This window comes from Halomonas salipaludis (assembly GCF_002286975.1).
Lineage (GTDB): Bacteria > Pseudomonadota > Gammaproteobacteria > Pseudomonadales > Halomonadaceae > Franzmannia > Franzmannia salipaludis.
In genome coordinates this window covers 500475-520860 of the sequence record NZ_NSKB01000003.1, presented here as the reverse complement: position 1 = coordinate 520860, position 20386 = coordinate 500475, and the positions used below count along the sequence as shown (strand labels likewise).

Genomic DNA, 20386 nt, shown 5'->3' with positions numbered 1-20386 from the left:
GCCATGCCACCCATCGATGCGCTGACCTTCGATCTCGACGATACCCTGTGGGACAACCGCCCGGTCATGGAGCACGCCGAACACGGCCACTACCGCTGGCTGGACGAGGCACTGGCCGCCTGGCACGGCGCGCAGGCGGCGAGCCTCGGGCGCTACGCCGAGCGTTTCCCCCTCAGCGCCTACCAGACACGCCGCCAGCAGCTGGCCGAGCGCGTGCCGCTGCGCCGCGGCGACTTCACCTGGATTCGTGAGCGCGCCCTGCGCGAGCTGCTCGAGGAGTATGGCCTGCCACGCAGCGCCGCGGCGATGTGGGCGGCGGCGGGGCTGGCACAGTTTCTCGACCTGCGCCACCGGCTGACGCCCTATCCTGAAGTCGCTGCCCTGCTCGAAGCGCTCGGCAGCCGCTATCGCCTCGGCGCGATTACCAATGGCAATGTCGACCTGGCTCGGCTGCCCATCGCCGCGCACTTCCGGGTCACCATCGCCGCCGGCGAGATGCTCGCCCCCAAGCCCGATGCACGGCCCTTCCTGGCCGCCCTGGCGCGGCTCGGCAGCCGTCCGTCGCGGGCGCTCCACGTGGGGGATTCATGGCGTGAGGATGTGCTGCCGGCCCAGCGGCTCGGCATGCGCGTGGCGTGGATCGATGCCCGCAACGAAGGCGCTACCAGCCTGCCACCGGGGGTTCACCGGCTGCGCCACGTCAGCGAGCTGCCGGATCTCCTGGCCGGCCTGGATTAGCCGTCCACCAGCCACTCGTCCAGCTTGGCCTGGGCCGCGTCGACCCCCTCGCGCTTGAGCGACGAGAACAGCTGCACGCTGACCAGGTCCTCCCATTCGCGCAGCCGGCTGCGGACCTTTTGCAGCTCGCTCTTGGCCGCGCCGCTCTTGAGCTTGTCGGCCTTGGTCAGCAGGATGTGCACCGCCATGTCCTGCTCGTCGGCCCAGCCGAGCATCATCTCGTCGAACTCGCTGAGCGGATGGCGCACGTCCATCACCAGCACCAGGCCGCGCAGCGACTGGCGGTTACGCAGGTAGTCGGCGAGGTGGCGCTGCCACTCCAGCTTGACCTTCTCCGGCACCTTGGCGTAGCCGTAGCCGGGCAGGTCGACCAGCCGTTGGGACTCGCCGCCGACCAGCGAAAAGAAGTTGATCAGCTGGGTGCGGCCGGGGGTCTTGGAGGTCCGCGCCAAGGCCTTCTGCTGGGTCAGGGCATTGATGGCGCTCGACTTGCCGGCATTGGAGCGACCGGCGAAGGCGACCTCGGCGCCGGCATCGGGCGGGCACTGCGCCAGGGTCGGGGCGCTGGTGAGAAAGCGGGCAGTCTGGTAGTTGAGGCGCGACATGGGGAAGCGAGATCCTGTCTGGGGCCGGTATTCGACGATTGATGGCGCACGGCGCAGTGCGGCCGCATTCACGTTATCGGGCGGATTCGTTATAATGCGGTGTCTTTTGTCTGCGACCTGGGGCACGCTAGTGTACCACCGTGCTCTCGTCGACAGCGACCTGCCCACTTTCGGCATGGCTGTCGTGCGACTGGCGGGCTCGGCTGCGGTCACCGCGGGCCCGGGCGGCACCCAGGGTGCGTACCGGTAAACAACGAAACGGCATAGTGGATTAGCGATGAGAAAGTTACTGGCAAGCCTGGCAATTACCGTGGGCGCCGTGGGTGTGGCCCACGCAGAAGAAATCGAGGGTGATCCGGCCGCAGGCCAGGAATTGGCCGGCACCTGTGCCGCCTGCCACGGCCAGGAGGGCATCAGCCCGTCGGCTTCCTTCCCGCACCTGGCCGGCCAGCAGGCCTCCTACCTCGCCAAGCAGATCATGGACATCCGCGACGGCAACCGCGAGGTGCCTCAGATGGCCGGCCAGGTCGACGACTACTCCGACCAGGACGCCTGGGACGTGGCGGCCTTCTATGCCGAGCAGGACGCCAACATCGGCCAGGCCGATGACGAGGCCGAACTGCTGGCACGCGGCGAAGCGCTCTACCGCGGTGGCGACATGGCCAAGGGCATTCCCAGCTGTGCCGCCTGCCACACCCCCACCGGCGAGGGCATCGGCAGCGCCGTCTACCCGGGGCTCGCCGGACAGTTCCCCGACTATACCGTGTCGACGCTGCAGGACTTCGCCGCCGGCGAGCGCGCCAACGACCCCAACAACGTGATGCGTGACATCGCCGCCAAGATGAGCGATGCCGACATGCAAGCGGTGGCCAACTACCTCTACGGCCTGCACGACTGAAGCACCTGCGACATGCTGTCGCATCTCGCTGCGGCGAGACCCTCGAAGGCGGCCGACGGCCGCCTTCGGCGTTTTACCGCATGACGATTTGCTGCATCATGTCCTGGGAACCCTGGCCGGTGCGCCCGCTCCAAGAGTGGCGTCCGACCTGCCGGGCGTCATACGTTATGCGCGATGCGCCGAGGAGAATAACAGCATGTTCAAGACATTGATGGTCGCGGTGGCCGGCCTCGGCCTGTCGGGCCTGGTTGCCGCCCAGCAAGTGGTCGAGGGCCAGCACTATGAAGCGCTCGACGAGGCGGTGGAAACCCGCGTCGATGCCGATATGATCGAGGTCACCGAGGTGTTCTGGTACGGCTGCCCGCACTGCAACCGCCTGCAGCCCACCCTCAACGCCTGGCTCGAGGAGCTCGACGACGATGTTGCCGTGATCCATATGCCGGCGACCATGGGCGGCGACTGGAACAAGCACGCCGCGGCCTACTATGCCGCCGAGGAACTCGGCATTCGTGAGGATCTTCACGCCGACTTCTTCGCTGCCATCCACGACCAGGGCCGCGCACTCACCGATGACGACGACATCGCCGACTTCTTTAGCGACTACGGCGTCAGCGAGGACGAGGCGCGCCAGGCGCTGGGCTCCTTCGGCGTACGCAGCCAGGTCAACCAGGCCCACTCGCGGATGCGTGCCATGCAGCTGATGGGCGTTCCGGCATTGGTCATCGACGGCCGCTACGTGGTCAGCCCGTCGAGCGCCGGCAGCCTCGAGAACATGCCGCAAGTCGCCGATGCGCTGATCGACATGGTGCGAGAAGAGCGGAGCCAATAGCAGTGAGCCAGGCCGACGTCCTGCATCGCCCCCACGATGCCAGTCATCTGCGGCTGTTGACCTTCAATCTGCAGGTCGGCATCCATACCTCGGCCTATCACCACTACCTGACCCGCAGCTGGCAGCACTTTCTGCCGCACCCCAAGCGCGCCGGACGCCTCGACCTGATGAGTGAGGTGCTCGGCAAGTTCGATATCGTCGGCCTGCAGGAGGTCGACGGCGGCAGCTTCCGCTCCGGCAACGTCAACCAGGTCGAATACCTGGCCGGCCGCGCCGGCTTCCCGCACCACTTCCAGCAGCTCAATCGCAACCTGGGGCGCTTCGCCCAGCACAGCAACGGGCTGCTGTCGCGGCTGCCGCCGGCACGCATCGAGGAGCACCGCCTGCCCGGCACCCTGCCCGGGCGCGGCGCCATCCACGCCAGCTATGGCGAAGGCCCCGATGCCCTGCATCTGTTCGTCGCCCATCTGGCCCTCAGCCATCGCGCCCGGGTGCGCCAGCTCGACTATCTCAGCGAGATCATCTCGCCGCTGCGCCACGTGGTGGTGATGGGCGACCTCAACTGCACCCCCGAGCAACTGCACACCCACGACCGCTTCTGCCGCTCGCTGCCGTTGCACCCGGTGCTACCGCTGCCCAGCTACCCCTCGTGGCAGCCGCGCCGCGCGCTGGACCACATCCTGCTCTCGTCGTCGCTGGCCACCACCGAGGTACGCGTCCTCGACCAGCTGTTCTCCGACCACCTGCCGATCGCCGTCGACCTGGCCCTGCCGCTGGCCTGCCAGCAGGCACTGGGGCGTATCAAGTCCACGGGGTGAGCCGTCCCAAGCGAGGGACGCCGGGGGCAGGTCCTAGAGGAGGGCTGCGTACGAGGCAATGGTGGATGATTTTGTCGCCATAATCGGCGATCATGTCGCGCCACGCTAGAACAACCGTTTACCGTTGAGAGGTCCCATGAGCCGCGCGACTCGCGAGCCGGTGCTGCTGTCCCGACTCGATGCCTTCACCGAGGTCATCGGCCGCAGCATTGCCTGGCTGGTGCTGATGATGATGCTGGTGCAATTCGCCATCGTGGTGATGCGCTACCTGTTCAATGTGCACAGCATCGTCATGCAGGAATCGGTGATGTACATGCACGCCGCGGTGTTCATGCTGGCCGCCGCCTTCACCCTCAAGCACGATGGCCATGTGCGCGTCGATGTCTTCAACCGGCGCATGTCACCCCGCGGCCGCGCCTGGATCGAGCTGTTCGGCACCCTGTTGCTGCTGATCCCGGTGGTGCTGTTCCTGGGCCTTGGCAGCCTGCGCTACGTGGCCAGCAGCTGGGCGATCCTCGAGCGCTCCTCCGACGGCGGCCTGCCGGCGGTGTTCCTGCTCAAGACGCTGATCCCGCTGATGTGCCTGCTGCTGCTGCTGCAGGGCATCGCCCAGGCCTGGCGCCAGATCCTTATCCTGCGCGGGCGCCTGCCTGCCGAAAAGACCCACGAGCACGAGGAGATACTGTAAGTGGAAGCCGTGCTCGTCTATATGCCGTTCCTGCTGTTCTTCGCCGTGTGCGGCGTGCTGATGCTGGGCTACCCGGTGGCGCTGTCGCTGGCCGGCACCGCGCTGGCCTTCGCCGGCCTGGGGTTTGCGCTGCAGAGCCTGGGCGTGGCGGTGCCCTTCGAGGGCCGCTTCATGTCGGCCATGCCCAACCGCCTCTACGGCATCATGACCAACCAGACCCTGCTGGCGGTGCCACTGTTCGTGCTGATGGGGGTGCTGCTCGAGAAATCGCGGGTCGCCGAGACCCTGCTCGACGCCATGGCACTGCTGTTCGGCGCGCTGCGCGGTGGTCTGGGCATCTCGGTGGTGCTGGTCGGCATGCTGCTGGCCGCCTCCACCGGCATCGTCGGCGCCACCGTGGTCACCATGGGGCTGCTGTCGCTGCCGACCATGCTCAAGCGCGGCTACTCGCCGGCCCTTGCCACCGGCACCATCTGCGCCACCGGCACCCTGGGCCAGATCATCCCGCCGTCGATCGCCCTGGTGCTGCTCGGCGACGTACTCTCCAACGCCTATCAGCAGGCCCAGCTGTCGATGGGGGTGTGGAGCCCGCGCACCCTGTCGGTGGGCGACCTGTTTATCGGCGCACTGATCCCCGGGCTGATTCTGGTGGTCGCCTATATCGTCTATGTCGCGGCGGTGGCCTGGCTCAAGCCCGAGGTCGCACCGCCCGCCAACCGCCAGGAGCTGATGCGTGAACTCGACTACCGCGGCAGCCTATGGCCGCTGCTGCTCAAGGGGTTGGTGCCGCCGGTACTGCTGATCGTCGCGGTGCTGGGCTCGATCCTCGGTGGCTTCGCCACCCCCACCGAGGCCTCGGCGGTAGGCGCCTTCGGCGCGCTGGTGTTGGCGCTGGCCAAGCGCCGCCTGTCGCTGCCGGTGCTCAAGGACGTGGCGCGCACCACCACCCACGTCACCAGCATGGTGTTCCTGATCCTGATCGGCGCGGCACTGTTCTCGCTGGTGTTCCGCGCCTATGGCGGCGAGCACCTGGTCACCGAGCTGTTCGAGGCGCTGCCCGGCGGCGTCATCGGCGCCACCCTGGTGGTGATGCTGGTGATCTTCCTGCTCGGCTTCATCCTCGACTTCATCGAGATCACCTTCGTGGTGGTGCCGATCGTCGGGCCGGTGCTGCTGGCCATGGGCGTCGACCCGATCTGGCTGGGGATCATGATCGCCATCAACCTGCAGACCTCGTTCCTGACACCGCCGTTCGGCTTCGCACTGTTCTATCTGCGCGGCGTGACGCCGGACTCGGTGCCGACCACGGCGATCTACCGCGGCGTGATCCCGTTCATTCTGCTGCAGCTGGCGATGCTGGGTGCCCTGGCGCTATTCCCAGCGCTGGCCACCTGGCTGCCCTCGGTGCTGTGACCGCCTACTGGCAGAGCGGCGCCAGCCAGGCGTGGGCCAGGTAGAGCACCACGGCGTAGCGGGTGCCCTTGGCCAGCGTGATCAGCAGGATCGCCCGCCACCACGGCAACCGGAACACCCCGGCCAGCACGGTAAGCGGGTCACCGATCAGCGGCGCCCAGGAGAGCAACAGGCTCCACTCGCCGAAGCGATGGTACCAGCGCTCGGCGCGGGCAAGCCCGGCGGGGCTTGCCGGAAACCAGCGCCGATCCTGGAAGCGCCGCGCATAACGGCCCATCCACACGTTGATCAAGCTGCCCAGGGTATTGCCGCTGGTCGCCACCAGCCACAGCGCCAGTGCCGGCTGCCCCAGGCACCACTGGCGCGCCAGCCATACTTCCGAGCCGCCGGGCAGCAGAGTGGCACTGACCAGCGCCACCACGAACAGGCTCAACATGGCGTCCACCCCGTCATCTGCAGTAGCCTAGCCTTCATCGACACCACCCTGACGCCCTTGCCATGACCGCTCCCATTTCGATTGCCAATGCCCTGACCATTGCCGGCTCCGACCCCAGCGGCGGCGCCGGCATCCAGGCCGACCTCAAGACCTTTTCGGCGCTGGGCGCCTATGGTACCAGCGTGATCACCGCACTGACCGCCCAGAACACCCAGGGCGTGCGTGGCGTTCACCCAGTGCCCGCCGACTTCATCGCCGCCCAGCTCGAGACCCTGCTCGACGACGTCGAGATCGACGCAGTGAAGATCGGCATGGTGGCAAGCCGCGAGGTCGCCGAGGTGATCCGCGCGGCGCTGACGCGCCGTCGCCCGCGCTGGGTGGTGCTCGACCCGGTGATGGTCGCCAAGAGCGGCGACGTGCTGGTCGACAACGCCGGTATCGCCGCGGTGCGCGACATCCTGGTGCCGCTGGCCGACCTGATCACCCCCAACCTGCCCGAGGCGGCGGTGCTGCTGGAACGCAGCACGCCGACCACAGCCAACGAGATGGAGGCCATGCTGCCAGCACTAAGCAGCCTCGGCGCCCCCCATGTGCTGCTCAAGGGTGGCCACCTGCACGGCGAGCGCTGCCCCGATCTGCTCGCCGATGCCGGCAGTGCACGCTGGCTCGACGGTCCGCGCATCGCCACCGACAACCTCCACGGCACCGGCTGCTCGCTGTCGTCGGCGGTGACCGCCTGCCTGGCCCGCGGCGACGCCCTGCCCGAGGCCGTCGGCGCCGCCAAGCAGTGGCTGAACGAGGCACTCACCGCCAGTGTACGGCTGCGGGTCGGCCGCGGCCGCGGGCCGGTGCACCACTTCCACGCCTGGTGGTGAACGCGGCGAGGGCCCCGTCTCGGACGCCGCTTACTGTGATAACCGTGGGGTGGGAAATCCCTCAGCTTGCAGGCTTGGGCAACTGGCACCATGCTGGGGAGTGATGGCGCCATCGCCCCAGGCGGCGCCACGTGCCCCGCATCGAGGGAGGGAAGCTCATGGCCCACACCCTGCTGTTTGCCTGCGACCTGTCCGCCGAGAACCGCGCCGCCTTTGCCCGTGCCCTGCGCATGGCCAACGAAAGCGGCGCGCGCCTCGATGTCATCCACGTGCTCGACCCGCACCTGCCGCGCCAGGCGCTGCGCGACCTGGAACCACTGGTGGTCGAGGAGATGCAGCGCACCATGACCGACCTGCGCGAGGACTACGCCCTCGCCGAGCCGGCCACCCTGCTGCAGACCGTGGCCGGCGCGCCCTATGCCGAGATCATCCGCGAGGCCCATGAGCGCGAGGTCGACATGATCGTGCTCGGCGCCCACCGCAAGCGCGGCCAGCTCGATCTGGTCGGCGGCACCACCCTGGCCCGGGTACTGCGCGGCGCGCCCTGTCCGGTGCTCTCGGTAAGCCATCTGGCGACCCAGACCTGGCAGGACATCCTGGTGCCGGTCAACTTCTCGCTGACCTGCCGCCACACCCTGCGCGAGACCCTCAAGCGCTTCCCCGAAGCCAGCGTCACCCTGCTCCACGCCTGGAACATCCCCGGCGAGCGCGAGCTGGGCTCCGAGAGCCACTACGCCCAGTGGCGCGATCGTGAAGTGGCGCGCCTGCGCCAGCAGCTGGAGCGCGAGATCGACCAGCTGATGAGCGAGTTCGACGCCGTGCCCGAGGTGCACCTGGAGCTCGAGCAGGGCGATCCGCTGGAGGTGTTGATGAATCGCCTGCGCCGCCAGCCACCGGACCTGCTGGCACTGGGTAGCCGCGGCCCGCTGGGTCGTCAGGGCCAGCTCACCGAACGACTGCTGGCGGAGCCGCACTGCGACGTGATGGTGTGCCGCGCCTGGTAGATCACCGTGTTACGCTCTCGCTCCACATCCATGATTGCCAGGAGACGTGGCATGCGAGCCCTGATCCAACGCGTACGCCGCGCCAGCGTCGAGGTCGACGGCCAGACCGTCGGCGCCATCGACCACGGCCTGCTGGCACTGATCGGCGTCGACAAGGGCGACGACGAGGCGCGCGCCGACAAGCTGCTGCACAAGCTGCTGCACTACCGGGTATTCAGCGATGCCGAGGGCAAGATGAACCGCAATTTGCAGCAGGCCGAGGGCGGGCTGCTGCTGGTCTCGCAGTTCACCCTTGCCGCCGACACGCGCAAGGGCCTGCGCCCGAGTTTCTCCAGCGCCGCGCCGCCCGCCGAGGGTGAGCGACTGTTCACTTACCTGCTGACCCGCGCCCAGGCCAGCTGGCCGCGGGTCGCCTGCGGCGAATTCGGCGCCGATATGCAGGTGGCGCTGATCAACGATGGGCCGGTGACCTTTCTGCTCGAGAGTTGATCGCGCCACCGGCCTGCACTCACTAGGTAAGCACGAGTCGCGCCCCCCGGGTTGAAACCCTGGCGCTGCACTCGCGACCTGTCCGTCGGGGCACAACATAATCCCTCACGAGTGCCCCTCGCTCGCCATCCATGGCGAGCGCCGGACGTCGCTTCATTTGCGCCAGCAACCCGGGGTATATGTCGCTTTCGTGCTTACCCGTGAGTGCGCCGCACTTTACCCGGCGGATCTCGTGAGTGCGCCATGCATTGCACCAACCGTCAGCTAACTTACCCCTCGCTCAGCTCGGCTTCCATCGCCTCCAGCGCCTCCTCGGCGGCCAGCCAGTCGGCCTCGAGGTCGTCGAGCTGCGACTTGAGCTCGCCCTGGCGCGCCAGCGCCGCGGTCAGCTCCGCCTTGCGCGCGGGATCGGTGTAGAGCTCGGCATCGCCCAGCGTTTCCTCCACCGCGGCCAGTTGCGTCTGGATCTTGTCCATCGCCTGCTCGGCGCGGTCGCGCTGCTTCTTCAGCGGGCGCAGCTTCTCGCGCAGTTCGGCGGCGGCACGGCGAGCCGCCTTGCGATCCTCGCGGGGCGCCTCCTCGGCCTTGTCGACCCGCGCCTCGCGACGCTCCCCCTCCAGGCGCGCCTTGAGCCAGGCGCGGTAGTCCTCCAGGTCACCATCGAAGGGCTCGACGCGGTGGTCGGCCACGCGCCAGAACTCGTCGACGCTGGCACGCAGCAGGTGGCGGTCGTGGGAGACGATGATCACCGTGCCCTCGAAGCTGGCCAGCGCCTCGGTGAGCGCCTCGCGCATCTCCAGGTCAAGGTGGTTGGTGGGCTCGTCGAGCAGCAGCAGGTTGGGCTTCTGCCACGCCACCAGGGCCAGCGCCAGGCGCGCCTTCTCGCCGCCGGAGAAGCTGTCGGCTACCTCGAAGGCGTCGTCGCCCTTGAAGCCGAAGCCGCCCAGGAAGTTGCGGATCTCCTGGTCGCTGGCAGTAGGCGAGAGCCGCTGCACATGCATGAACGGGCTGGCGGCCAGGTCGAGCCCCTCGATCTGGTGCTGGGCGAAGTAGCCGATCGCCAGGTGCTCGCCGGGCACCCGCTTGCCGGCCAGCAGCGGCAACTCGCCGGTCAGCGACTTGATCAGCGTCGACTTGCCGGCGCCGTTGGGGCCGAGCAGGCCGATACGACTGCCGGGCAGCAGGGTGACCTTGACGTCATCGAGCTGCACGGTCTCATGGCCCGCGGCGTCGCGATAGCCGAGCCGCGCCTCGTCCAGCACCAGCAGCGGATGCGAGCTCTTGTCGGCGGCGGGAATCGTGAAGTGGAACGGTGAATCGGCGTGGGCCACGGCGATATCGCCCATGCGCTCGAGCATTTTCAAGCGGCTCTGGGCCTGGCGCGCCTTGGTGGCCTGGGCGCGGAAGCGCGCCACGAAGCGCTCGATCTCCGCCTTGCGCGCCTGCTGCTTGGCGGCCTCGGCCTGCTGCAGCGCCAGCTTCTCGGCGCGGGTGCGCTCGAAGGTCGAGTAGTTGCCGCGATACAGCACCAGGCTGCCGCGATCGAAGTGCACGATGTGGTCGCACACCGCGTCGAGGAAGTCGCGGTCGTGGGAGATCAGCAGCAAGGTGCCGGGATAGCGCGTCAGCCACTGTTCGAGCCACAGCAGGGCGTCGAGGTCGAGGTGGTTGGTGGGCTCATCGAGCAGCAGCAGGTCGGAGGGCATGAACAGCGTGCGCGCCAGGTTGACGCGCATTCGCCAGCCGCCGGAGAAGTCCGCCAGCGGCCGCGTCAGGTCGGCCTGGGCAAAACCCAGGCCGACCAGCAGTTGAGCGGCGCGGGCCGGGGCGCTATAGCCGTCGAGGGCCTCGATCTTGCCATGCAGCTCGGCCTCGCGGTGGGCCTGGCCGCTGGCCTGGGCCGCGGCCAAGGCAGCTTCGGTGGCGCGCAGCTCGCGGTCGCCGTCGAGCACGTAGTCGACGATGGCACGGTCCAGCGCGGCGATCTCCTGGTCCATGTGGGCGATGCGCTGACCGCCGGACATCTCGACCTGGCCCTTGTCGGGGGCCAGCTCCCCCAGCAGCAGCTTGAACAGGCTCGACTTGCCGGCCCCGTTGGGGCCGACGATGCCTGCCTTGTGGCCGCCGTGCAGGGTCAGCTCGGCGCCCTCGATCAGCGTCTGGGTGCCACGTTGCAGCGAGAGTTGGCGCAGTGCGATCATGCTGGCTCCGGTAGGTCGGCAGGGTGGCTCGCCACCCCGTAGGAACGAATGGCATGGATTCTACCCAATTGTTGGCGCGCTTGCGGGCCTCTCTGCGCGACGCGCCGCTGTGGGACTTCGCGCTGGCATTTTATGCCCGCGAGGGCGTCGCGGCAGCCTGCCTGCAGCTGCAGGACGAGGCCGGCGCCGATGTCTGCGAACTGCTGTGGCACTGCTGGCTGGCTAGCCACGGCCTCACCGCAGTTGGCGGTCTCGACGCCGAACTCGACGCGCTGCGCCGCTGGCAGGCCGAGCTGACCCGGCCGCTGCGAGAGCGTCGCCGCAGGCTCAAGCAGCGAGCGCTCACCAACCCCGAGATCGCTGAACTGCGCGACACCCTCAAGCGCGCCGAGCTGCTGAGCGAGCGTGAGGCGCTGCGCATGCTGCAGCGCAGTAGCGACGAGACGCTGCTGGAGGCGGGTGCGATACGTCCGCTACGCGAGACCGACCCGCCCCTGGCTGAACGCCTCTTCGCCAGGCTGCCAGAACAGAAAAAACACCACCTTTACGCCCTGCAAACCCTCGAACGCTGCCTTGACCCCTCACCGGCCGCGCGCTAGCCTGAAATCACAACTGCATGTTTTTAAACCTGCACTTCAGCCAGCCGGGACCTGTTTATGCTGGCTCAACCTTGTGAGGGAAGACAAAAATGATAGTACGCAACCTACTCACCGCCGCCAGTGTCGGCGCCCTGCTGTTCGGCCTCTCCGCCGCTGCTAATGCCGATAACTGGCGTTACGCCCACGAGGAGTTCGAAGGCGATGTTCAGGACGTCTTCGCCGTTGCCTTCAAGGAGTATGTCGAGGACAACTCCGATCACACCGTGCAAGTCTATCGCTTCGGTGAGCTCGGCGAGTCCGACGACATCATGGAGCAGACCCAGGCCGGCATCCTGCAGTTCGTCAATCAGTCGCCGGGCTTTACCGGGTCGCTGATTCCCGAGGCACAGATCTTCTTCATCCCCTATCTGCTGCCCACCGATGAAGAGACCGTGATCGAGTTCTTCAACACCTCCACGGCGATCAACGAGACCTTCCCCGAGCTGTATGCCGAACAGGGCCTCGAGCTGCTCAAGATGTACCCGGAAGGCGAGATGGTCGTCACCCTCGACGAACCCTTCACCAGCCCGGATGATCTGCGCGGCAAGAACATCCGCACCATGACCAACCCGCTGCTCTCCGAAACCTACCGCGCCTTCGGCGCCACGCCGACCCCGCTGCCGTGGGGCGAGGTTTACGGTGGCCTGCAGACCAATATCATCCAGGGCCAGGAAAACCCGATCTTCTGGATCGAGTCAGGCGGCCTGTATGAGGTCTCGCCCAACCTGGTATTCACCGGCCACGGCTGGTTCACCACCGCGATGATGGCCAACCAGGACTTCTTCGACGGCCTCTCCGAAGAGGACCAGCAGCTGGTGCGTGACGCCACCGAGGCCGCCTACGAGCACATCATCGAGCACATTTCCGGGCTCGCCGATGAGTCGCTCGAGGCGATCCAGGAGGCCTCCGACGAAGTCACCGTAACGCGCCTCGACGAGGAGCAGATCCAGGCCTTCCGCGAGCGCGCCCCACAGGTCGAAGAGCGCTTCGTGGAAATGACCGGCGATCGCGGTGCCGAACTGCTCGAGCAGTTCAAGGCCGACCTCGAGGCCGTCACCAACGAGTGATGCCGCGCCGTGCACGCCAAGCGTGCGACGCAGCTAACCGCACAGGGGGCAGCCGCAAGGCTGCCCCCTCGTCGTTGCCACCCGGCCAATCAGCGTTGATTCTGCGCCTGCAAGTGCCGGCGCGACGGCATAGGCTGGGGGTGTCACCGTTCGTTTACACGCCAACCGACACGCCATCCAGACCGCGAGGAGTCCTTCGACATGGACATGAACGAAGAAGACGTCGCCGAACAGCAGTACCGCTCCACCCTGCCCGGCCCGCTGGGCGTCGTCGACACCTGGATCAGCAAGGCCGAGGCCGTGATCCTCGCCATGGGGGTGATCCTGATGGCGATCAACACCGTGGCCAACGTCATCGGCCGCTTCGTGTTCGGCGAGAGCCTGCACTTCTCTGAAGAGGTCAACCGCATCCTGATCGTGATGATCACCTTTGCCGGCATCGGCTATGCCGCGCGCCACGGCCGCCATATCCGCATGTCGGCGATCTACGATGCCCTGCCCACCGGCGGACGCCGCTGGCTGATGATCTTCATCTGTCTGTTCACCGCACTGGTCATGTTCACGCTCTGCTACTACTCGATCGGCTATATCCAGACCACCTACAGCCGCGGCCGGGTGCTGCCGTCGCTGAGTATTCCGGTGTGGCTCATGTACCTATGGGTACCGGTGGGTTTCACCATCACCGGGATCCAGTACCTGCTAACCGCCATCAAGAACCTGACCTCTCGTGACGTCTATCTCTCGACCCATGTGGTCGACGGGTACAAGGACACGGAAACCGAAGTCTGACGCGGGGAACGCACCAATGACGACAATCATTATCTCCATCATGATCGTGCTGCTGCTACTCGGCTTCCCGATGATGATACCGCTGGTCACCGCCGCCTTCGTCGGTTTCTACATGACCTTCGGCGGCACCGGCCAGATGGAAACCCTGATCCAGCAGTTGATGGGTGGCATACGCCCTACTGCGCTGATCGCGGTGCCGATGTTCATCCTGGCTGCCGACATCATGACCCGCGGCCAGTCCGCGAGTCGCCTGATCAACATGGTGATGAGCTTCGTCGGCCACGTGAAGGGCGGCCTGGCGGTAAGTACCGCGGCCTCCTGTACGCTGTTCGGCGCCGTCTCGGGCTCGACCCAGGCCACCGTGGTGGCCGTCGGTTCGCCGCTGCGTCCGCGGATGCTCAAGGCCGGCTACAAGGACCCCTTCACCCTAGCGCTGATCATCAACTCCAGCGATATCGCCTTCCTGATCCCGCCGAGCATCGGCATGATCATCTACGGGGTGATCTCCGGCACCTCGATCGGCGAGCTGTTCATCGCCGGTATCGGCCCCGGGCTGCTGATCCTGTTCATGTTCTCGATCTACTGCGTGTTGTATGCGGTGATCAAGGACGTGCCCACCGAGCCCAAGTCAAGCTGGCGCGAGCGCCTCACTGCAGTGCAGAAGGCGTTATGGCCGTTGGGCTTTCCGGTACTCATCGTCGGCGGTATCTACGGCGGCATATTCAGCCCCACCGAGGCCGCCGCCGCCTGCGTGCTGTACGCGGTGCTGCTGGAGTTCGTGGTGTTCCGCTCGCTCAAGCTGCAGCATATCTACACCATCGCCAAGTCCACCGGGCTGATCACCGCCGTGGTCTTCATCCTGGTAGCGGTGGGCAACGGCTTCTCGTGGGTGATTTCGTTTGCCCAGATTCCCCAGGAGATTCTCGCCGCGGTGGGCATCAACGAGGCCGGACCGGTGGGGGTGTTGATTGCCATCTCGGTGGCCTTCTTCGTCGCCTGCATGTTCGTCGACCCCATCGTGGTGATCCTGGTGCTGACGCCGATCTTCGCCCCGGCGATCGCTGCCTCCGGCCTCGACCCGGTGCACGTCGGCGTGCTGATCACCCTGCAGGTGGCGATCGGCTCGGCCACACCGCCGTTCGGCTGCGATATCTTCACCGCCATCGCGATCTTCAAGCGCCCCTACTGGGAGGTGATCCGCGGTACGCCGCCGTTCATCTTCATGCTGGTACTGGCGGCAACGCTGGTGATCATGTTCCCGCAGATCGCGCTGTTCCTGCGTGACCTGGCGTTCCGGTGAGCCACTCGCCCCACAAGGAGAAGGTGACGATGTTCAAGCGAATCCTGGTCCCGGTCGACGGCTCCAAGCGCGCCCTACGGGCGCTGGACAAGGCCATCGAGCTGCAGCAACTGACCGGCGCCGAGCTCTACGTGCTGTGCGTGTTCAAACATCACAGCCTGCTCGAGGCGTCGCTATCGATGGTGCGCCCGGCCAAGCTCGACATTCCCGACGACGCGCTCAAGGAGTACGCCACCGAGATCGCCCTCAATGCCAAGCACCGCGCCATCGAGCTCGGCGTCGAGGGGGTGCGCGCCTTCGTCAAGGGCGGGCGACCGTCGAGCACCATCGTGCGCTTCGCCCGCAAGCGCGAGTGCGACCTGATCGTGCTCGGCTCCAAGGGCACCAACGGCGAGTCGAGCATTCTTGGCAGTGTCTCGCAGCGGGTCGCGAGCATGGCCAAGTGCCCGGTACTGGTCGTGTAGCCAACTGTTGCACCGTAATGGCGCGGGTGCGGAAACTCATGGCGCCTGATAGAGTCCGAGACACGACGCCTTACATTGAATCGAGGACTCTGCATGAAAACACTGGTTTCCGCTGCGGCATTCGGCACCCTGCTAGCCGCCGCGCCGCTGGCCCTGGCCGCCCCTGAAAGCGACGAGGAGAAGCTCAGCTACAGCCTCGGCGTGACCCTCGGCCAGAGCCTGGTACAGGACGTAGAAGCACTTGATCTCGATGCTTTCACCCAGGCCATCGAGGATGTCTATGCCGGCGGCGAACTGGCGATGAGTGAAGAGCAGATGGCCGAGGCGCTGACCCGCTTCCAGGAGAGCGCCATGGCCAGCCGCGAGGCCCAGGCATCCCAGGCCGCCGAGGCCAACCGCGAGGCCGGCGAGGCCTTCCTGGCCGAGAACGCCGAGGAGGAGGGCGTCGAGGTCACCGACTCGGGACTGCAGTATCAAGTGGTCGAGTCCGGTGACGGCCCGTCGCCGAGCGCCTCGGATAGCGTCGAGGTGCACTATGAGGGCACCCTGATCGACGGTACCGTATTCGATAGCTCCTACCAGCGCGGCGAGCCGGTCAGCTTCCGCGTCGATCAGGTCATCGAGGGCTGGCAGGAAGCCCTGCAGCTGATGAGCGTCGGCGATACCTGGATGATCTACCTGCCTTCCGAGCTGGCCTACGGTGAAGCCGGTACCGGCGGCCCGATCGGTCCCAACGAAACGCTGATCTTCAAGGTCGAGCTGCTCGGCATCGACGATTGATCGCGATGAAACCCACTCTGCTAGCGTGCGGTCTGGCGCTGGGCCTTGTTGGCCCGGCGCTGGCCGACAGCGACACCCCTCCCCCACTGCCCGTGCTCGACATCGACCCCAGCCGCGTCAGCGTGTTGGGTGTTTCGTCGGGTGGCTATATGGCCACCCAGCTGGCGGTGGCCTTTCCCGAGACCTACCGCGGCCTGGGTGTGTTCGCCGCCGGCCCCTGGGGCTGCGCCCAGGGCAGCCTGCGCCTGGCGCTGGGGCAGTGCATGAGCCAGCGCCACGGCTCACCCAGCCTGGCCGAGCTGGAGGGCCGCCTGACCGCCTACCGCGCCGAGGGGCGCCTGGGCGCGGCCGAGGCGCTGGCCCAACAGCGGGTCTTCGTGTGGCACGGCGAAGAGGACGAGGTGGTCGACCCGGCGCTCGGCGAGATGCTGGCCACGCAATATCGTGGATGGTTGGAGCGTCCTGAACAGCTGACGTTCGTCAGCGCCGAGGAGGTCGGCCACGGCTTGCCGGTGGGCGGCACCGGCCTGGCACACATCACCGAGCTGGCCGACTGCCGCCTCGGTGGCAGTCCTCACCTGCTGGCCTGTGACCGCGATGCGGCGGGCGAGGCGTTGAACTGGCTCTACGGCGGCCTTGAGCCCCCCGAGGAGGACGGCCACGGCACACTGCTGCCCTTCGATCAGGGCGAGTTCTATCGCGGCTCAGGGCTCGCCGAGCAGGGCCAGCTCTACCTGCCCAAAGCCTGCGAGGAGGGCGCACCCTGCGGCCTGGTGGTGGCGCTGCACGGCTGCAACATGGGCCAGCAGCAGATCGAGGACGCCTTCGTCCGCCATACCGGGCTCAATGCCTGGGCCGCGGCGAATCGCCTGGCCGTGCTCTATCCCCAGGCCGCCACCAGCATGGCCAATCCCCAGGGCTGCTGGGACTGGTGGGGTTTCGATGAGAGCAGTTGGGAACCCTCGGCCGGCTATGAAACCCGCGACGGCCATCAGGTGCAGGCGCTGCACGCCATGGTCGAGCGGCTCAGCGGCGGCCCGGCAAGGTCGCCCTGAGCTATGCAGATAGCCGACACCGCTCGAACTATTCCGTCGACAAGCCTACGAGGAGGCGCTGTAAACCCTTCCCTGGGCGCTACCTTGCGCCATCCATGGCGCAAACCTCCTCTTCGGCTTGCCCCCGGCGTCCCTCGCTCAGGAGTAACTGCGATCGCCTTGGCCCTGAGCCCTGACTGCTTGACGCCGCGCCTCAGCCGCCGTTGAACTCGTGCCTGACGGCCGAGATCAGCGAGTGCGGGGTCGGCGAGTAGAGCACTCGCTGGCGGATCTCGCCGTGGCGGTCGACCAGGTACATCGAGGAGCTGTGGTCGACGGCGTACTCCATCGCCGAGTCTTCCATGTCGTGCTTGCGCCAGAACAGGTTGTAGCGCTCGGCGATATCGTCGAGCTGCTCCTCGCTGCCGCGGGCGCCGATGAACTGCTCGCCGAAGTAGCCGACGTACTCCTCGAGGCGCTCGAGGGTATCGCGGTCCGGATCGACGGTGATCAGCACCGGCACCAGACGCTCGGCGTACTCCGGCTCGAGCTGCTGCAGTGCCTGGCGAATCACCGCCAGGGTCATCGGGCAGATGTCCGGGCAGTAGGTGTAGCCGAAGAACAGCACCGCCAGCTCATCGTCCTCCATGGATGCCAACGAAAACTCGCCCTGGGTGGAGGGCAGCGCCACCTCGCCGCCGCGCGGTTCACCGTCATCGCCCTGCTGCTGCACCCACCAGATGGTAGCGAGGGCCACCACCAGCACCAGCGAGGCGAGGCCCGCCCACAGCGTCTTGCGCGTCATACCGCACTCCTCTTGATATCGAAGTCGAACCAGCTGCCCTTGCGGCCCTGAGGGGTCTCGATCACCACCTGGGCGCGCCACGGCATCACCGCCTCGGTGCACACGCCGATCTGGGCGTCGCCGCGAAACACCCCGTTACCCTGCGACTCGAGGATAAAGCGATGCACACCCATGTGCATATTGCGCCCCACCAGCTCGACGATCACCGCCCGCGCCTCGACGTTGTCCAGTTGGACCTCGACGGGCAGCACCTCGAGCTCGCGCAGCTCGCCGTCGAAATTCAGCGATAGCCGCGACGCCATGCCCAGGCTCGCCTCGCAGGCGCCCTGATGGAGGTCGCAGGGCGAGCTTGGCGGATACCAGGTGACGTCGTCACTGCTGCCGCGTAGATAGTAGTTGCCGAGGTACCACATCGCCACGACCACCGTCACCAACGTGACCATGATCAGCAGATTGAGCAGCGCTGAGCGCGGGGTCGCCTCGTCCGAGGCTGGGGGCAGTGGCGTCACCAGGACCCTCCAATGCAGTGGCAATAGCCGGTAAGCTTATCAGCGTTTGCCTCATGGCAACCTGTGAAAGGTTGTCGCATCCCAAGGTCGATGACAAGGAGCGCCCCATGGGTGACGTGGCCGGAGCATTGGGCCCGCTGTTCTTGCTGATCCTGCTGGGCGCCGCGCTGGGCTGGAAACGCCTGCCGGGCGGTGATTTCTGGCCCCAGCTGGAGAAGCTGATCTACTTTTTGCTGTTTCCCGCCATGCTGGTGGCGACGCTTGCCACGGCGGACGTCAGCCAGGTGCCGGTGGGGCGGGTTGCGCTGGTGCTGCTCGGCGTGATGGCCGTTCTCGGCGCCCTGCTGTGGCGGCTGCGCCAGCGGCTGGGGCTCGATCCGGCGGCCTTTACCTCGGTGTTCCAGGGCGCGCTGCGCTTCAATACCTATGTCGGCGTGGCCGGCGCCAATGCCCTGCACGGCAGCGCCGGGGCCACCGTCGCCGCGGTAGCGGTGGCGCTGATGGTGCCGGTGGTCAACGTGCTGTGCGTGGCGAGCTTCATCGCCGCCGGCACATTAGGGCCGGCCAGCCTCGGCAAGAGCCTGCTGGCGCTGGTGCGCAACCCGCTGATCCTCGGCTGCCTGGCGGGGATCGCCCTTAACCTGAGCGGCATCGGCCTGCCCGGCTGGAGCGCCCAGACCGTCGGCCTGCTGGGCAGCGCGGCACTGCCACTGGGCCTGGTGGCAGTGGGCGTGGCGCTACGCCCACGGGCGCTGGTGCGTCTCGACCGCGGCGTATGGGCTGCCAACCTGCTCAAGCTAGTGGCGATGCCGGCACTGGTGCTGGCACTCGCCCTGCTACTGGGACTCGATCCGGTGAGCCGCGACGTGGCGCTGCTGTTCGCCGCCCTGCCGACCGCCACCTCGGCCTATATCCTGGCCCGCCAGCTGGGCGGCGACGCCGAGCTGATGGCCGCCTTGATCACCGGCCAGACGCTGCTGGCGATGTTGACGCTGCCACTATGGCTGCGCCTGGTCGGCGGATAAATAAAAAATATTCTCGTTACGCTTGACGGCGCGAATGCGAACGATTATCTTAACAACCGTGGCGCTTGCCAGGCGCCACACGCCATAGCAGAGAATGTCAGGTTTTCTGCCATGGTTTCTCCTCATCAAGCTAGTCACGGTCTTTCGCCGCTCCTCCCGGAGCGGCTTTTCTTTTCTATCCCTGCAACGAGCGCACCCCACCATGGAGATGGGGCGCAGCGCCGAATGCGATGCTGGCGTTCAGGAATCGCGGGCGTAGATCAGGTCCCATACGCCGTGCCCCAAACGCTCGCCGCGGGCCTCGAACTTGGTCAGCGGCCGGAACTCGGGGCGCGGCACATAGGGCGCCGTCTCTGCCGCCGCGGTGTTGCGATAGCCCGGCGCGGCATTCATCACCTCGGCCATCCACTCGGCGTAGGCCGCCCAGTCGGTGGCCAGGTGAAAGGTGCCGCCCGGCTTCAAGCGGGTGCGCACCAGCTCGACGAAGGCCGGCTGGACGATGCGCCGCTTGTGGTGCTTCTTCTTCGGCCAGGGGTCGGGGAAGAACAGCTGCAGGGTATCGAGGCTGGCCTCGGGCAGGCACTCCTCGAGCACGCGCAGGGCGTCCTCGCGGTACACACGCAGGTTGCTCAGGCCGCGCTTGTCGGCCTCGTCGAGCAGCTTGCCGACGCCGGGGGCGTGTACCTCGATGCCGATGAAGTCAGTCTCCGGGTGGGTTTCGGCCTGCTCGATCAGCGAAGCGCCCATGCCGAAGCCGATCTCCACCACCCGCGGTGCGCGCCGTCCGAACAGCGCTTCGAGGTCCTGGCGGCCCTCGGCCAGGGTCAGCCCCAGCCGCGGCCAGACCTCCTCGAGACCGCGAGTCTGGGCAATGGTCATGCGCCCGGCGCGCAGCACATAGCTCTTGATGCCGCGCCGGTGCAGCGGCGCCGCGGGCGCACCGGTGGCGGCGTCGGGTCGGTCGTGGTGGGTATCACTCAT

General features: G+C 67.0%; 23 protein-coding genes. 17 read left to right on the top strand and 6 right to left on the bottom strand.

The annotated features are described in order from the left end of the window. Positions 1 to 3: 3 nt before the first annotated feature. Complete coding sequence (locus tag CK498_RS10025; RefSeq protein ID WP_095620708.1) at positions 4 to 738, top strand: HAD family hydrolase; 735 nt, start codon at positions 4 to 6, stop codon at positions 736 to 738. On the opposite strand, the gene yihA is transcribed toward CK498_RS10025, so the two are convergent. After that, positions 735 to 1343, bottom strand: a complete 609-nt coding sequence (yihA, locus tag CK498_RS10020) for a ribosome biogenesis GTP-binding protein YihA/YsxC (RefSeq protein ID WP_095620707.1) — start codon at positions 1341 to 1343, stop codon at positions 735 to 737. The genes CK498_RS10025 and yihA overlap by 4 nt on opposite strands. 277 nt (positions 1344 to 1620) lie before the next feature. On the opposite strand from yihA, the gene CK498_RS10010 reads away from it, so the two are divergent. From CK498_RS10010 to CK498_RS09990, 5 genes are all read left to right on the top strand, one after another. Next, positions 1621 to 2241 (top strand): c-type cytochrome, encoded by a 621-nt coding sequence (locus CK498_RS10010; RefSeq protein WP_095620705.1) that lies wholly within the window; start codon positions 1621 to 1623, stop codon positions 2239 to 2241. 196 nt (positions 2242 to 2437) lie between these two features. After that, the gene (locus tag CK498_RS10005; RefSeq protein WP_095620704.1) at positions 2438 to 3070 is read left to right on the top strand and encodes a thiol:disulfide interchange protein DsbA/DsbL; all 633 of its coding nucleotides are present in this window, start codon (positions 2438 to 2440) and stop codon (positions 3068 to 3070) included. Between the two features lie 2 nt (positions 3071 to 3072). After that, positions 3073 to 3888, top strand: coding sequence for an endonuclease/exonuclease/phosphatase family protein (locus tag CK498_RS10000; RefSeq protein ID WP_095620703.1), 816 nt, complete (start codon positions 3073 to 3075; stop codon positions 3886 to 3888). A 136-nt stretch (positions 3889 to 4024) separates the two neighbouring features. After that, positions 4025 to 4576: a TRAP transporter small permease subunit gene (locus tag CK498_RS09995; RefSeq protein WP_095620702.1), complete on the top strand. Its 552-nt coding sequence runs from the start codon at positions 4025 to 4027 to the stop codon at positions 4574 to 4576. 9 nt (positions 4577 to 4585) lie between these two features. Beyond that, a complete protein-coding gene (locus tag CK498_RS09990; RefSeq protein WP_229359038.1) occupies positions 4586 to 5989 on the top strand; it encodes a TRAP transporter large permease in 1404 nt (467 codons plus the stop codon). Positions 5990 to 5993: 4 nt separating this feature from the next. Here the strand turns inward: CK498_RS09990 and CK498_RS09985 are convergent, their stop codons facing one another. Then, positions 5994 to 6425, bottom strand: a complete 432-nt coding sequence (locus CK498_RS09985) for a YqaA family protein (protein ID WP_095620701.1) — start codon at positions 6423 to 6425, stop codon at positions 5994 to 5996. Positions 6426 to 6487: 62 nt separating this feature from the next. On the opposite strand from CK498_RS09985, the gene thiD reads away from it, so the two are divergent. The 3 genes from thiD to dtd all read left to right on the top strand — a co-directional run bounded on the left by thiD (position 6488) and on the right by dtd (position 8793). Next, on the top strand, positions 6488 to 7300 hold the full coding sequence (thiD, locus tag CK498_RS09980; protein ID WP_095620700.1) for a bifunctional hydroxymethylpyrimidine kinase/phosphomethylpyrimidine kinase: 813 nt from the start codon (positions 6488 to 6490) through the stop codon (positions 7298 to 7300). A gap of 158 nt (positions 7301 to 7458) precedes the next feature. Then, a complete protein-coding gene (locus CK498_RS09975) occupies positions 7459 to 8304 on the top strand; it encodes a universal stress protein (protein WP_095620699.1) in 846 nt (281 codons plus the stop codon). Between the two features lie 51 nt (positions 8305 to 8355). Then, a complete protein-coding gene (gene dtd / locus CK498_RS09970) occupies positions 8356 to 8793 on the top strand; it encodes a D-aminoacyl-tRNA deacylase (protein WP_095620698.1) in 438 nt (145 codons plus the stop codon). Positions 8794 to 9062: 269 nt separating this feature from the next. Here the strand turns inward: dtd and CK498_RS09965 are convergent, their stop codons facing one another. Then, positions 9063 to 10994, bottom strand: a complete 1932-nt coding sequence (locus CK498_RS09965; RefSeq protein WP_095620697.1) for an ABC-F family ATP-binding cassette domain-containing protein — start codon at positions 10992 to 10994, stop codon at positions 9063 to 9065. 53 nt (positions 10995 to 11047) lie between these two features. Here CK498_RS09965 and CK498_RS09960 point away from each other — a divergent pair, with 53 nt between their 5' ends. From CK498_RS09960 to CK498_RS09930, 7 genes are all read left to right on the top strand, one after another. Continuing rightward, positions 11048 to 11593: a TIGR02444 family protein gene (locus tag CK498_RS09960; protein ID WP_095620696.1), complete on the top strand. Its 546-nt coding sequence runs from the start codon at positions 11048 to 11050 to the stop codon at positions 11591 to 11593. An 89-nt stretch (positions 11594 to 11682) separates the two neighbouring features. Further along, entirely contained in the window at positions 11683 to 12699 is a 1017-nt protein-coding gene (locus CK498_RS09955) for a TRAP transporter substrate-binding protein (protein WP_095620695.1), read from the top strand. A gap of 201 nt (positions 12700 to 12900) precedes the next feature. Beyond that, positions 12901 to 13488, top strand: coding sequence for a TRAP transporter small permease (locus tag CK498_RS09950; protein ID WP_095620694.1), 588 nt, complete (start codon positions 12901 to 12903; stop codon positions 13486 to 13488). Between the two features lie 16 nt (positions 13489 to 13504). Next, entirely contained in the window at positions 13505 to 14788 is a 1284-nt protein-coding gene (locus tag CK498_RS09945) for a TRAP transporter large permease (RefSeq protein ID WP_095620693.1), read from the top strand. A gap of 29 nt (positions 14789 to 14817) precedes the next feature. Then, positions 14818 to 15252, top strand: a complete 435-nt coding sequence (locus tag CK498_RS09940; RefSeq protein ID WP_095620692.1) for a universal stress protein — start codon at positions 14818 to 14820, stop codon at positions 15250 to 15252. Positions 15253 to 15345: 93 nt separating this feature from the next. Further along, positions 15346 to 16032 carry an FKBP-type peptidyl-prolyl cis-trans isomerase gene (locus CK498_RS09935; RefSeq protein WP_095620691.1) on the top strand — a complete coding sequence of 229 codons (687 nt, stop codon included), beginning with the start codon at positions 15346 to 15348 and terminating at the stop codon, positions 16030 to 16032. 5 nt (positions 16033 to 16037) lie between these two features. After that, positions 16038 to 17087 (top strand): extracellular catalytic domain type 2 short-chain-length polyhydroxyalkanoate depolymerase, encoded by a 1050-nt coding sequence (locus CK498_RS09930; protein WP_095620690.1) that lies wholly within the window; start codon positions 16038 to 16040, stop codon positions 17085 to 17087. 193 nt (positions 17088 to 17280) lie between these two features. Here the strand turns inward: CK498_RS09930 and CK498_RS09925 are convergent, their stop codons facing one another. Continuing rightward, positions 17281 to 17871 carry an SCO family protein gene (locus CK498_RS09925; protein WP_095620689.1) on the bottom strand — a complete coding sequence of 197 codons (591 nt, stop codon included), beginning with the start codon at positions 17869 to 17871 and terminating at the stop codon, positions 17281 to 17283. Beyond that, a complete protein-coding gene (locus CK498_RS09920; protein ID WP_229359028.1) occupies positions 17868 to 18380 on the bottom strand; it encodes a hypothetical protein in 513 nt (170 codons plus the stop codon). Before CK498_RS09920 ends, CK498_RS09925 begins: the two co-directional genes overlap by 4 nt. A gap of 107 nt (positions 18381 to 18487) precedes the next feature. Here CK498_RS09920 and CK498_RS09915 point away from each other — a divergent pair, with 107 nt between their 5' ends. Beyond that, complete coding sequence (locus CK498_RS09915; RefSeq protein WP_095620688.1) at positions 18488 to 19405, top strand: AEC family transporter; 918 nt, start codon at positions 18488 to 18490, stop codon at positions 19403 to 19405. Positions 19406 to 19645: 240 nt separating this feature from the next. Here CK498_RS09915 and trmB read toward each other — a convergent pair whose 3' ends face one another. Then, on the bottom strand, positions 19646 to 20386 hold the full coding sequence (gene trmB / locus CK498_RS09910) for a tRNA (guanosine(46)-N7)-methyltransferase TrmB (protein ID WP_095620687.1): 741 nt from the start codon (positions 20384 to 20386) through the stop codon (positions 19646 to 19648).

Excerpts from the sequence above, each read along its gene's own strand:
- CK498_RS09985 (WP_095620701.1), bottom strand. The coding sequence starts at position 6,425 with ATGTTGAGCCTGTTCGTGGTGGCGCTGGTCAGTGCCACTCTGCTGCCC.
- trmB (WP_095620687.1), bottom strand. The coding sequence starts at position 20,386 with ATGAGTGATACCCACCACGACCGACCCGACGCCGCCACCGGTGCGCCC.
- CK498_RS09965 (WP_095620697.1), bottom strand. The coding sequence starts at position 10,994 with ATGATCGCACTGCGCCAACTCTCGCTGCAACGTGGCACCCAGACGCTG.
- CK498_RS10025 (WP_095620708.1), top strand. The coding sequence starts at position 4 with ATGCCACCCATCGATGCGCTGACCTTCGATCTCGACGATACCCTGTGG.
- CK498_RS09940 (WP_095620692.1), top strand. The coding sequence starts at position 14,818 with ATGTTCAAGCGAATCCTGGTCCCGGTCGACGGCTCCAAGCGCGCCCTA.
- CK498_RS09935 (WP_095620691.1), top strand. The coding sequence starts at position 15,346 with ATGAAAACACTGGTTTCCGCTGCGGCATTCGGCACCCTGCTAGCCGCC.
- CK498_RS09950 (WP_095620694.1), top strand. The coding sequence starts at position 12,901 with ATGGACATGAACGAAGAAGACGTCGCCGAACAGCAGTACCGCTCCACC.
- CK498_RS09955 (WP_095620695.1), top strand. The coding sequence starts at position 11,683 with ATGATAGTACGCAACCTACTCACCGCCGCCAGTGTCGGCGCCCTGCTG.
- CK498_RS09930 (WP_095620690.1), top strand. The coding sequence starts at position 16,038 with ATGAAACCCACTCTGCTAGCGTGCGGTCTGGCGCTGGGCCTTGTTGGC.
- thiD (WP_095620700.1), top strand. The coding sequence starts at position 6,488 with ATGACCGCTCCCATTTCGATTGCCAATGCCCTGACCATTGCCGGCTCC.
- CK498_RS09925 (WP_095620689.1), bottom strand. The coding sequence starts at position 17,871 with ATGACGCGCAAGACGCTGTGGGCGGGCCTCGCCTCGCTGGTGCTGGTG.
- CK498_RS09915 (WP_095620688.1), top strand. The coding sequence starts at position 18,488 with ATGGGTGACGTGGCCGGAGCATTGGGCCCGCTGTTCTTGCTGATCCTG.
- CK498_RS10010 (WP_095620705.1), top strand. The coding sequence starts at position 1,621 with ATGAGAAAGTTACTGGCAAGCCTGGCAATTACCGTGGGCGCCGTGGGT.
- yihA (WP_095620707.1), bottom strand. The coding sequence starts at position 1,343 with ATGTCGCGCCTCAACTACCAGACTGCCCGCTTTCTCACCAGCGCCCCG.
- CK498_RS09945 (WP_095620693.1), top strand. The coding sequence starts at position 13,505 with ATGACGACAATCATTATCTCCATCATGATCGTGCTGCTGCTACTCGGC.
- CK498_RS10005 (WP_095620704.1), top strand. The coding sequence starts at position 2,438 with ATGTTCAAGACATTGATGGTCGCGGTGGCCGGCCTCGGCCTGTCGGGC.
- CK498_RS09995 (WP_095620702.1), top strand. The coding sequence starts at position 4,025 with ATGAGCCGCGCGACTCGCGAGCCGGTGCTGCTGTCCCGACTCGATGCC.
- CK498_RS09960 (WP_095620696.1), top strand. The coding sequence starts at position 11,048 with ATGGATTCTACCCAATTGTTGGCGCGCTTGCGGGCCTCTCTGCGCGAC.
- dtd (WP_095620698.1), top strand. The coding sequence starts at position 8,356 with ATGCGAGCCCTGATCCAACGCGTACGCCGCGCCAGCGTCGAGGTCGAC.
- CK498_RS09975 (WP_095620699.1), top strand. The coding sequence starts at position 7,459 with ATGGCCCACACCCTGCTGTTTGCCTGCGACCTGTCCGCCGAGAACCGC.